Genomic DNA, 9,433 nt, shown 5'->3' with positions numbered 1-9,433 from the left:
TCCGGGCGGAGCCGCGCCTGCTCTCGCGCTTATTGATTGGTCTGGGTTTTGGAGCGGCCGCGGCCGGTGCCTGCGCTGCTGCCCGTGCTGGCACTCGTGCCGCTGCTGCCGGTGCTGGCTTCAGAGGCCGACATGCTGTTGCCGCTGCTTTCGGTCGCGCCGCCCGACGCCATGGCGCCCGAAGACCCGGTGCTGCTCGAGCTGGTCATGGTGCCGGTGCCTTCGCTCTGGCCGCCCATGCTGGTGCTCGCGCTGCCTGTCTGGCCGCTCTGGCCCGTTTGGCCGCCTTGGCTGCGGCCCTGGCGCCACGTGCTGAACTCGCTTTCGAACTGCTGCTGCCGGTCGCGGCAATAATCCTCATAATCGCGGTCGAGCTGGCTGATATGCTGGTCGCGCCAGCTGCGATAATGATCGTCGAAGGGGGAAGAGCCGCCGCGCTGCGGCCCCGAAGAGCCGCCCTGGCCGGTTTGCCAGTCGCTGCCGCCGCCCCAGCTTTCACTGCGGTCGCTGCTGCTTCCGCCGATGAAGCCCTGGCCGCTCTGGGAGCGCTGCTCATTCCCGCGCCAGCTCTGGCCTTCATTGGCCTGGCCCCAGCTCTGGACGCCGCCGCCCGACGATCCGCCGCCGCGCGTTCCGTAATCGTTGCCATAGTCACGGCTGCCGCCGCTGCTGCCGCCATAGCTCCGTTCGTAGCTGCCGGCATAATCGCGGTGCCCGCTGGAGCCGCCTTGTCCGTAGCTTTGCGAGCCCCGGCCGTAGCTTTGCGAACCTTGTCCGTAGCTGCGGTTCTGGCCGCGCTCGTAATCGCCGTAATTGCTTCGGCTGCCCTGCTGCGAATGGCCACGGTCCTGCTCATCGCCGCCGAAGAAGTTGCTTACCGCCTCGCCCGCGCGCTCGAAGAAGCCGCGTTCATTGTCGCGCCCGCTGAGGCCGCCGCCGAAGCCGCCCTGGTCGCGATTTTCCATGCTGCTGTAGCCGCCATAGCCCTGGCGGTCGCGGTCCTCGTCGCCGAAAATGGAATTGCTGCGATTGTAGCCGCCTTCGCGGCCGCGATAGCGATCGTCTGCCATTTGAGACATCTCCTTTGGATTCCCAGGGCGCGGGGGTGTGCGCCCGCGTGGAAATTCAACGGGTGACGTCATGGCGCCGTTCCGCTGTTCGCCGCCTTAAGGTTGCGGCCCGGCGCGATGGTTACGGCTGCGGACGGAAAAGGCGGCGGATCGGGTCCGCCGCCCTTCGAAGATCAGTGGCTGTACTGGCGGCGCATCTGCTTCGCGCCCCGACGCATTCCTTCGGCGCCTTTCAGCATCCCGTCGGCGCCTTTCTCCATGCCGTTGGCTGCCTTGATCAGCTCCTCATGCGTGGTGTGCTCGCCTCGCGCGGCATGTTCGGCGATCACCTTCTCGCGATAGGAACGGCTGGACCGCAGCTTCTTCGCTTCGGAGCGCATGTGCTCGGCGCCGCGCTCCATTTCCTTGGCGCCGCGCTCCATGTCGGCCGCACCCTTGGCCATGTTCCAGGCCATTTGCTGGCGAGCACGCTTCGTCTCGCGAAGCGCGTGGGCGGTTTCACGCTGCGCCTCGCGCTGTGCTTCGGCGGCTTCGCGCAGTGCCTCGCGCTGGGCCTCCGCGGCTTCTCTCTGCGCCTCGCGCTGGGCTTCGGCGACGGCGAGGGCGATCTCGCGCTCGTCGATATCGATGTCGCTGGCCTGGGCGATGGCGGAGGCGCTGACATGGGCGAAGCGGACGGGCTTCGCCTTGGAATTTTCGAACGTGACGATCGCCATCGGCGTTGGTTCTGGCGCCGGCGCAGCGGTGGTTGCCGTGACGATCGCGGCTTCAGCGACAGGTGCGACGGCCGCTACGGAGGCAGCGGCCACAGTCTCTGCCTTCGCGGCAACAGGCACAGGCTTCGCAGCAGGCATTGCGCTCGCAGCGGGAGCGAGCGGCGCAAGAGGAGCCGGTGCGCCTTCCCGGGCGGCTTCGGTGAGCTCCAGCGCCGCGACCGGCGCGGCAAAGGCGATCGTCGCGACCATGGCGCTGAGGCTCCAGACCGAGCCGGTGGGGGTGCGGCGGCCTTCCAGCACCGCTTTCACGCGACGGGACAGGCCGCTCGCACCGATGCTGTTGGCCGGAAGTGCGGCGCCGCGCGCATGCTGCATGCAGTTGAGCAAAGTCTGGGCGTAGCGAGCGGGCTCGACGTCATCCAGCGCATAGCTGTCGGCGGCTTCCTCGGCCTGCTGCACCATGGTGCGCTCCAGGATCCAGACCAGCGGGTTGAACCAGAAAAGCACGACGGCGAGCCGGGCGAGCATCAAAGTCAGCCAGTCGCCGCGGACAACATGCGCCGTCTCATGGGCGAGGATCGCCTCCACATCCTCATCGCGGTCCATGGATTCGCGGTCGATCAGGATAACAGGGCGGAAATAGCCCCAGCTGAGCGGGGAGGGCGCCTCGTCCGAAACGAGCAGTCTCAGCTTCTCCGGCGCGCCGGCCTCGTCCCGGATGCGCTCGAAGCTATGCGCCCAGCGGCGGTCGGCGAGATCGGAAGCAGCGGCCGTCCAGCGGCGGAGCGTCAGAAGGCCCGCGGTGAGACGGATGCCGAAGATCAGGACGCCGCCGGTATAGAGCATGGCGAGAAGCGCAGCGGGATCGACCCAGAAGCCCTTGGCCTCGGCCGCAGGCGCCGAATAGGCCGCAGCCTGCGCCTGCAGCGCCGCCAAGGTTGCAAGGTCGATCGTCTGCGCAGCTTCGGGATTGGCGGCCATTTCGACCTGCAGCGCCGGGAGCAGCAACGACACGAAGGGAAGCAGCAGCAGGAGCCCCACTGCCAAGCGCAGGAGATCTGCGCGGTCGGCCGGCGCGCGGGATTTGAGAAGCGCGACGAGCAGCAATGCGCCGCCCGCGATCAGCGCGGATTTCCAGGCCATTTCCAGGAAGAAGGAAAAGTTCATGACTGGCGCTCCTTCGCTTCGTCGATCGCCTTCTGGAGCGCTTCGAGCTCCTCCGGCTTCATCGTCTTGGAAAGGCCGAGGAGCGCGGTCGCCGCGCTGACAGCCGAACCGTCGAAGAAGGTTTTGACAAGGCTCTGAAGCGCCGATTCCCGCACCTTCGCGGGCCGCGGCACGCTTTTATAGACGTATGCCTGGTCCTGCGTCCGGTGCGTCACGACTCCCTTCGCCTCGAGCCGGGTCAGCATCGTCCGGACCGCCGAATGGCTGGGCGCATCGGGCATCGCCTTGCGGATGTCGGTGGCTGTCGCCTCACCGAGGCTCAAAAGGATTTCGAAGATTTCGCGCTCGCGGCGCGGCAGGTTCTTGATCATCGAAGACTCACCTCGAAGCTGATTACCGCCACGATGCCACATTTGTAACAGCGCGCAAGCCTTTTTCTTTTAGCGCAGCCATGGACTTTACGAAATCAGGAACATAGATAGAACGCATGGCTCAGCTCGATACCCGGGAGAAGCTCGCAATTTTGGCGGACGCGGCCAAATATGATGCGAGCTGCGCCTCGTCCGGCACCGCGAAGCGGAACAGCAAGGATGGCAAGGGCATCGGCTCCACCGAAGGCATGGGCATCTGCCACGCCTACGCGCCGGACGGCCGCTGTATCTCGCTCCTCAAGATCCTGCTGACCAACAGCTGCATCTTCGACTGCCATTATTGCATCAACCGCAAGAGCTCGAACGTCCGCCGCGCCCGCTTCACGGCGAAGGAGATGGTCGACCTCACCCTCGCTTTCTACAAGCGCAATTATATCGAGGGGCTGTTCCTCTCCTCCGGCATCATTCGCTCATCCAATTACACGATGGAGCAGATCGTCGAGGTGGCGCGAAGCCTTCGCGAGGATCACGACTTCCGCGGCTACATTCACCTCAAAACCATTCCCGATGCCGATCCGGAGCTGATCCACAAAGCCGGCCTTTATGCCGACCGAGTGTCGATCAATGTCGAGCTTCCGACCGAAACAGGCTTGAAGCGCCTAGCCCCTGAAAAGGACACGGCCAGCATCGAAGGCGCGATGAGGGGGATGAAGTCGGCCATCGAAGAAGGCGCCGACGCCAAAACGCGCTTCAAGTCCGCGCCCAAATTCGCGCCCGCCGGCCAGTCGACGCAGATGATCGTCGGCGCCGACGCTGCGACGGACGGCGACATCGTCACCCGTGCCTCGACGCTTTACGACCGCTTCCGCCTCCGCCGCGTTTACTATTCGGCTTTTTCGCCGATCCCGGACGCGAGCACCGTCCTCCCCCTGCAGCGCCCGCCCTTGATGCGCGAGCACCGGCTCTACCAGTCCGACTGGCTGATGCGCTTCTACGGCTTCAAGCCGAAGGAAGTGGTGGAGGCGGCGGACGATACCGGCATGCTGCCGCTCGACATCGATCCGAAGCTCGCCTGGGCACTGAAGTTTCGCGAGCAATTCCCCGTCGACGTGAACCGTGCCCCGCGCGAGATGCTGCTCCGCGTCCCCGGCCTCGGCGTCAAGGCGGTGGACGCGATCGTCCGCTCCCGCAAATGGCGGCGGCTGCGGCTCGAGGATATCGGCCGCCTCACCGTCTCCGTCGCCAAAATCCGCCCCTTCATCTGCGCCGAAGGCTGGCGGCCCGGCGCCCTCACCGATCGCGCCGACCTGAGGCGCCGCTTGACCGCGCCCGAAAAGCAGCTTGAGCTGTTCGGCACCTGATCGCGCCCGATGGACAGCGGGCGCGGGATGGTTCACCTTCCCGCCGTCTCTGTGGGGAGGAACCGTCTTGCTTCGTAATCTCATGATCGCCGCCGCCGCTTTGGCCACCACCGCCTGCACCACGATGGCGCCGTCGCTGAGCAGCGAGGAACTGGCCGCGCCCGTCATCGCCGCCGAACGCGCTTTCGCCGCCCGTCACCAGCAGGTGTCGGTGAAGCAGGCCTTTCTCGAATATTCCGCGGATGATGGCGTCGCCGTCCGGCCCGCGGGCGTCGTTAATGTGAAAACCGATCTCGCCGGCTGGCCCGACCGCGACAACACCGGCCAGATCGTCTGGTGGCCCATCTATGCCGGCGCCGCCCGTTCCGGCGACCTCGGCTTCACCACCGGCCCGGCCATCTACGGCGGCAAATCCTATGGCGGCTATTTCACCATCTGGAAGAAGCAGGCCGACGGCTCCTGGAAATGGGTGCTGGATCAGGGCACGGGCGCAAGCACCGTCGCCCCCGTCAGCAAGCAGGGCGACGACGTGCTGGTGATGCCGGTCTCCACCGCCGCCCCCACCAATCCCGACAGTGCCTGGCAGGAGGTGCTCGCGCTCGACACCGAGCTCGGCCAGGCGATGGCCCGCGACACCTCCGCCCTCACCGAACGGCTCGCGCCCGATGCGCACCTGTTCGGGCTCAGCATCACGCCCGCCGTCGGCCCTGAGGCCGCCCGCGCGGCGCTTGCCGCCCGCCCCCGCCAGCTTGCGATGAAGCCCGAAGGCGGCGGCATCTCCGCGGCGGGCGACTTCGCCTGGACCTATGGCTACGGAAACTGGTCCGAGGCGGGGAAGGACGTGCGCGGACCTTACGTGCGCGTCTGGCAGCGGCGCCCGTCCGGCTGGGTGATCGTCGCCGAAAATCTGAATGCGTTCGGCCGCGGCTAAATCGCGTCCTGGGCGTTCGCGTGCCTGATGCGCGTCGCTCTGCTGGAAAATGAGGAAGATTTCGACGGCTGGCGAAATGCCGCCCGCGCACTCGCCGCCGCGCGCGTGCCGCCGGCCGAAATAACCTGGCAGGTCGGCGAACAGCCGGCCGACCTGTTCGGCGACGAGGCGGTGCTGGACCCCGCCGATGCCCCCGCCTTCTCCGTCCCGCGCCCGTTCGTCGAGCTCGCCCGCTCCGTCATCTGCCATTCGGATCCTGAGCGCTTCTCGCTTCTCTACACGATGCTCCTCCGCCTCCGCCGGCAGCCGCGGGCGCTCGAAGACAGCGCCGACCCGCTCGTCCGCCGCCTCGAGGCGCTGGCGAAGGAGGTGCGGCGCGACATCCACAAGATGCGCGCCTTCGTCCGCTTCCGCGAAGTGGAGGACGAAGGCGGCACGCGTTTCGTCGCATGGTTCGAGCCCGACCATCACATCGTCCGCACCAATGCCGGCTTCTTCGTCCGCCGCTTCGCCTCGATGCGCTGGTCGATCCTGACGCCGGAAGTCTCGATCCACTGGGACGGCGAAACCCTCTCCGAAGGCCCCGGCGCCACCAAATCGGAGGCGCCCTCCGGCGATCCGGTCGAGGAGGTGTGGAAGACCTATTACGCCTCCATCTTCAATCCCGCGCGGGTGAAGGTGAAGGCGATGACCAAGGAGATGCCGAAGAAATATTGGAAAAACATGCCGGAGACCGCGTTGGTGGGGGAGCTGATTGCAGGCGCCCAGGCACGCGAGGCGGAGATGGTCGAAAAGTCACGGGCAAAGGCGGCTTCCGGCGGCCTCGCCCGCGCGGTCGAGGCGGAGCGGCGTGTCGAGCCCGGCGGCAACATGCTCGCCGCGTGGGAGGCTCTGGTGGTGGACGCCCGCGCCTGCACCCGCTGCGATCTCCACAAATGCGGCACGCAGACCGTGTTCGGCGAAGGCCCGCTCGATGCGAAGATCATGTTCGTCGGCGAGCAGCCGGGCGATCAGGAGGATCTTGCCGGCAAGCCCTTCGTCGGCCCGGCCGGGCAATTGTTCGATCGTGCGCTGGCGGAGGCGGGCGTCGACCGCGCCGCCACCTACGTCACCAATGCTGTGAAGCACTTCAAGTTCGAACGCCGCGGCAAGCGCCGTATCCATTCGAAGCCCGATGCGGGCGAGATCACCGCCTGCCGCTGGTGGATCGAACAGGAACGCACCCTCATCCGCCCGCCGGTCACGGTTGCGCTCGGCGCCACCGCCGCCCGCTCCCTGTTCGGCAAGAACGTGACGATTTCAGCCCTTCGCGGAGCGCCGCAGCAGGCGCTGGACGGCGGCGAAACCTGGGTCACCGTCCACCCCAGCTTCCTCCTCCGCGTCCGCGACAACCGCGAGGAGGAATATGCAAGGTTCGTGGAGGATTTGCGGAAGGTCGGGGAGCGAGTGAGGGAATTGGCCTGAGCGGCGGTATCCTTAAGTATGCCGTCCAAAACGGTGACGTTTCTCAACTTAATAATTCGCGCAGATCGAAGGCGCCTCTTGACTGATGTCCCCTTGCATGAAGACATGAGCCAAGCGGTAGGAGGGCCGGCATGAAATTAGTGCAATTTCAAATCGAGAATTTCAAAGGCATTCAAGATTTAACTATTGAAGTGCTGACGAAAGCGCCGGGCAACATCGTCACTCTGATTGGGCTTAATGAAAGCGGTAAAACCACTATTCTGGAAGCTATGTCTCACTTCGTATCCGTCGATGAGCAAACATCTTCGATAGTTAAAACCGTATCAGCCCAGCAGAGTTTGATAGACCTGCTTCCAATGTCTAAAAAGGGAAATTTCACCGGCGAGATTAGTATAAGATCAGAAGCACTATTAGACGAGGATGACGTCAACGACTTAGCCGACCATCTGCGCCGTAGAATGGGGTACTATCTTATAAAAGATGAATGCCCACGCACGACTAGAGTTCGCCGAGTATATAGATTTAAAGATGGCGATCACATTCAAACGCAGACGCTTTGGCAGTTCACGCCTAAGTTTCTCAAGAAAATCGGTGGTCGCGTCTACACGGCAGAAGGAGGTACTAGCGACACACGGGAAGTTTGGAGCCTAGCAACCGACTTCGTGGTCGCACGATTTCCGAGGATAGTGTACTTTCCTACCTTTCTTTTCAATGTGCCGGAGAGAATATATCTTGAGGACCTAACCGACTGGGAAAAGGCAGAGGACGCAACTGTAAATAATTATTTCCGACAGGTTTTGCAGGACGTTGCGGACTCGCTTGATGATAACCTTTCGATCGAGAGGCATATAGTAGAGAAAATATCCCGCCATCGTGAGGGGATGGAGAACGACCCATTCGGATTTTATCAGATATTCAGGAAAAAAGACGAGAAAAGGTCAATAGACGCATCTGTAAATCGTTTGGCTGGTGCTATATCTAGAACTGTGTTTTCCGCATGGAACAGAATCTTCGAGCAGGCTGTTCAGGACAAGAGTGTTAAGATTGATTGGGATATTGATCCAGAGCGGGGTAATATACCTTATCTCCAGCTTCTCATTCATGATGGAGAACATGATTATTCTCTCCATCAAAGATCGCTAGGATTTCGATGGTTCTTCACCTTCCTTCTCTTCACACAGTTCAGACGTAGTAGGAGTAATGAGAGAGGTACAATATTCCTATTTGATGAGCCCGCATCTAATCTTCACGCGCAAGCTCAGATAAAACTGCTGGAGAGCTTCAGCAAAACTGCGCAAGGTGATCAGTATATTATCTATTCAACGCACAGTCATTACATGATAGACCCAATGACATTAGAAAAAGCTTATATCGTCGAAAATAAGGCGATTGATTTTGAAAATGAGGACTCTGGATTGCGGTTCTCACAGAAAGACACGGATGTGGGAGTGACCCGGTACAGAAGATTCGTTGCTGATTATCCTGAGCGAGTTTCTTACTTCCAACCTGCACTTGATGCTCTGAAATTCACTTTTGGCCCCTTAGTACCCGGCGAGCGGGCGGTCATTGTTGAAGGAAAATATGATTTTCATCCGCTCAGCTATTTTCAAACCAGATTGGAGGCTCTCAAGGGCGTCACCGTGATCCCTGCTCCCTCTGCCAGCGAGGCGGGCACTCTAATTAGTCTCCTGCGAGGCCTAGGCACGCGCTTTATAGTCATGCTTGATGATGACGCTGAGGGGCAGAAAAGCGTCAAGCGTTATAGAGATCATCACCTGCTCTCAGCTGAGCAAGTGATCACGATTGCTGATTTGGATCCAAAACTGAAGGGCAAGACCTTCGAAGCGCTGTATTCAGATGAAGTCAAAAAGCTGTCTGGTGAATATGGTGCTTCGGAGAAAAGCTCATTTTCAATGCTATTCCAGAATTTGCGTTTAAGCGGTGATTACAAGGTGGGTCTTGGACAAACGACAAATCGCTTGAAGACGATAATGATGAAGCTGGAGGAGCGGTTAGGGGCTTTACCGCAGCCTGCGGCGAAAAAGGGCCCGGTCCGTGTCAAGCGAACGCGGAAAAGCTAATCAGTTGGGCTGCTGCTATTTCAGCCGGGCTCTGATGCCACCCTATGTCAACACCCATAGCTTGAAGAATAGGGTTTCGCCTGATCTACCCTAGTCGATGATCGGCGCCCGCCTTCCGCACCTGAATTCGTCTCCCGCTTTCCCGCCTGCCTCGCGCGCGCAGGCGTGCGTATGCGTAGGACACGGACTTTACGGACTCTCCAAGGCGGCGGGCGTAGGAAATGGCGCCGCGCCGCCGCCGCTCACGTTTTGGTGTGGCCTTAGTGTGACCT

7 protein-coding genes are annotated in these 9,433 nt (G+C 62.0%); 4 read left to right on the top strand and 3 right to left on the bottom strand.

Annotated features, from left to right (window positions below; translation table 11 throughout):
• Window positions 1-29 precede the first annotated feature (29 nt).
• The 3 genes from VGD10_RS07625 to VGD10_RS07615 all read right to left on the bottom strand — a co-directional run bounded on the left by VGD10_RS07625 (window position 30) and on the right by VGD10_RS07615 (window position 3,324).
• Entirely contained in the window at window positions 30-1,070 is a 1,041-nt protein-coding gene (locus VGD10_RS07625) for a hypothetical protein (protein ID WP_331040208.1), read from the bottom strand.
• A gap of 173 nt (window positions 1,071-1,243) precedes the next feature.
• Window positions 1,244-2,953 carry a M56 family metallopeptidase gene (locus tag VGD10_RS07620; RefSeq protein ID WP_331040207.1) on the bottom strand — a complete coding sequence of 570 codons (1,710 nt, stop codon included), beginning with the start codon at window positions 2,951-2,953 and terminating at the stop codon, window positions 1,244-1,246.
• The gene (locus tag VGD10_RS07615) at window positions 2,950-3,324 is read right to left on the bottom strand and encodes a BlaI/MecI/CopY family transcriptional regulator (protein WP_331040206.1); all 375 of its coding nucleotides are present in this window, start codon (window positions 3,322-3,324) and stop codon (window positions 2,950-2,952) included. Before VGD10_RS07615 ends, VGD10_RS07620 begins: the two co-directional genes overlap by 4 nt.
• A gap of 116 nt (window positions 3,325-3,440) precedes the next feature.
• Here VGD10_RS07615 and VGD10_RS07610 point away from each other — a divergent pair, with 116 nt between their 5' ends.
• The 4 genes from VGD10_RS07610 (at window position 3,441) to VGD10_RS07595 (ending at window position 9,161) form a co-directional block, all read left to right on the top strand.
• Entirely contained in the window at window positions 3,441-4,685 is a 1,245-nt protein-coding gene (locus tag VGD10_RS07610; RefSeq protein ID WP_331040205.1) for a putative DNA modification/repair radical SAM protein, read from the top strand.
• A 67-nt stretch (window positions 4,686-4,752) separates the two neighbouring features.
• Window positions 4,753-5,616, top strand: coding sequence for a nuclear transport factor 2 family protein (locus VGD10_RS07605; protein WP_331040204.1), 864 nt, complete (start codon window positions 4,753-4,755; stop codon window positions 5,614-5,616).
• Window positions 5,617-5,643: 27 nt separating this feature from the next.
• Entirely contained in the window at window positions 5,644-7,080 is a 1,437-nt protein-coding gene (locus VGD10_RS07600) for a UdgX family uracil-DNA binding protein (RefSeq protein ID WP_331040203.1), read from the top strand.
• 131 nt (window positions 7,081-7,211) lie between these two features.
• The gene (locus VGD10_RS07595; protein ID WP_331040202.1) at window positions 7,212-9,161 is read left to right on the top strand and encodes an ATP-dependent nuclease; all 1,950 of its coding nucleotides are present in this window, start codon (window positions 7,212-7,214) and stop codon (window positions 9,159-9,161) included.
• Window positions 9,162-9,433 lie beyond the last annotated feature (272 nt).

The sequence above is a fragment of the Allosphingosinicella sp. genome, from assembly GCF_036402135.1.
Lineage (GTDB): Bacteria > Pseudomonadota > Alphaproteobacteria > Sphingomonadales > Sphingomonadaceae > Allosphingosinicella.
This window is presented reverse-complemented; position numbering and strand designations above follow the sequence as displayed.